A 1,923-nucleotide genomic window follows, 5' to 3' on the forward strand; every position below is an offset into this window, starting at 1 on the left:
GTTTTGGTTGTGGGTTTGGTGGTGAGGTCTTATTTAGCGTGTTTGGATGTTGGGATGGGTTGGTCTGCCGCAGGGTAGCATCAGCCCTTTAGGCGCGGCGGGATATGGGGTATCTGGGCGTGCGCACCGTTTCACGGATTTGGAGAACGCAATGATGAAGCGCGCCTGGAACAAGTGGCGATCGGGCTATATGGGCCGGCTTGTCGGTGAGAGCTTTTATGCGCAGGGCGGGCTTTACGGCGTTGCGATCCTGGCGATGATCGCGGTGGCGGTCACCACCGCCGGCTCGGCTTACATGATGGAATATATCGTTGATGCCATGACCAGCCCGGAATTGCGGGGATGGGCGCATGTCATTGCGCTGGGGGTTGTGCTTCTGTTCCTGACCAAGGCGGTGGCCTCGTATATTCAGGCCGTCTTTCTGGCGCGCGCGGGCAACCGGATTGTGGCCCAGCAGCAGGAGAAGCTGTACCGCAAGCTGGTCCGGCACGGGGTGTCGTTCTTTTCGACCAATGAATCATCGGATTTGCTGATGCGCACGACCAATGGCGCGCAATCGGCCCGGGGCCTGATCGATGTTCTGGTCACCGGGTTTGTCCGCGATGCCCTGACCCTGGTCGGCCTGATTGTGGTCATGGTGTATCAGCAGCCGGTCCTGTCGGTGATGTTCTTTGTGGTGGGCCCGGTTGCCCTGCTGGGGGTGCGGTATCTGCTGAAAAGCGTCCGCTCGATCATGCAGGCCGAGTTCAAATCGCTGGCCGAGATCATCCGGGTGCTGCAGGAGACCTCGGCGGGGATCAAGGTGATCAAGGTGTTTGCGCTTGAAGATCGCATGATCGACCGAATGGAGACCGCGATCCGGAAGGTCGAACAGCGCTCGAACGACATCGCCCGGCTGCAGGCCATTGCCAGCCCGCTGATGGAGTTTCTGGCCGGTCTGGCGGTTGCCGGGGTTCTCATTGTCAGCACGATGGGCATCGCGGGCACCGAACAGCCGACCGCGGGTCAGTTGATGTCCTTCATCACCGCTTTGCTGATGGCCTATGAACCCGCCAAGCGCCTGTCCAGGATGCGGGTCCAGATTGAAACCTGCATGGTCGGTGTCGGCCTGTTGTTCAGCCTGCTGGATCAGGAGGACACGATGGTGGAAAGCCCCCGGGCCCGTGACCTGAGTGACGGCCCCGGACAGATCACGCTGCGCAATGTGACCTTTGGCTATCAGGGCACGGTGCCGGTGATCGACAACATGAGCGCCACTTTCGAGGCCGGGAAAACCACGGCCCTTGTCGGCCAGTCCGGTGGTGGCAAATCCACGTTGTTTGGCCTGATCATGCGGTTTTACGACCCCGATCAGGGCAGCGTCGAGATCGATGGCCAGGACCTGAGGGATGTCAGCTTTGCCTCGCTGCGGCGGAAAATCTCGTATGTCGGTCAGGACACGTTCCTGTTCTCGGCCTCGGTGATGGACAACCTGCGCTGCTCGGCACCCGAGGCGAGCGATGAAGAGGTGATCGCGGCAGCCCGGGCCGCACATGCGCATCAGTTCATCACAGACCTGCCGCAGGGCTATGAGACCCCGGTGGGCGAAAACGGAACCTTTCTGTCGGGCGGTCAGAAACAGCGCATCGCGATTGCCCGCGCCATTCTGCGCAAGGCCGAAATCCTGCTGCTGGACGAGGCCACAAGCGCGCTGGACGCGGAATCGGAATCGCTGGTCAAAGAGGCGCTGGACGCCCTGACACAGGATGTCACCGTCATCGTCATCGCCCACCGCCTGTCAACCGTGCTGGAGGCAGACAAGATCATCGTCATCCAGGACGGCGCTATCGCCGAACAGGGAAACCTCGACCAACTCATGCAGAAAAACGGACCCTTCAAAAACCTCTTCGACCAACAGTTCAATAAACACAAACAAAAAGTCGC

At 60.2% G+C, this 1,923-nt stretch carries 1 protein-coding gene; it reads left to right on the forward strand.

Annotated elements, in window-relative coordinates; translation table 11 throughout:
• Positions 1-151: 151 nt before the first annotated feature.
• A partial coding sequence (locus tag ACR0EK_RS20265) for an ABC transporter ATP-binding protein (protein ID WP_480901168.1) occupies positions 152-1,923 on the forward strand: 1,772 nt, incomplete at its 3' end.

Source organism: Ruegeria sp. AE4, assembly GCF_056542185.1.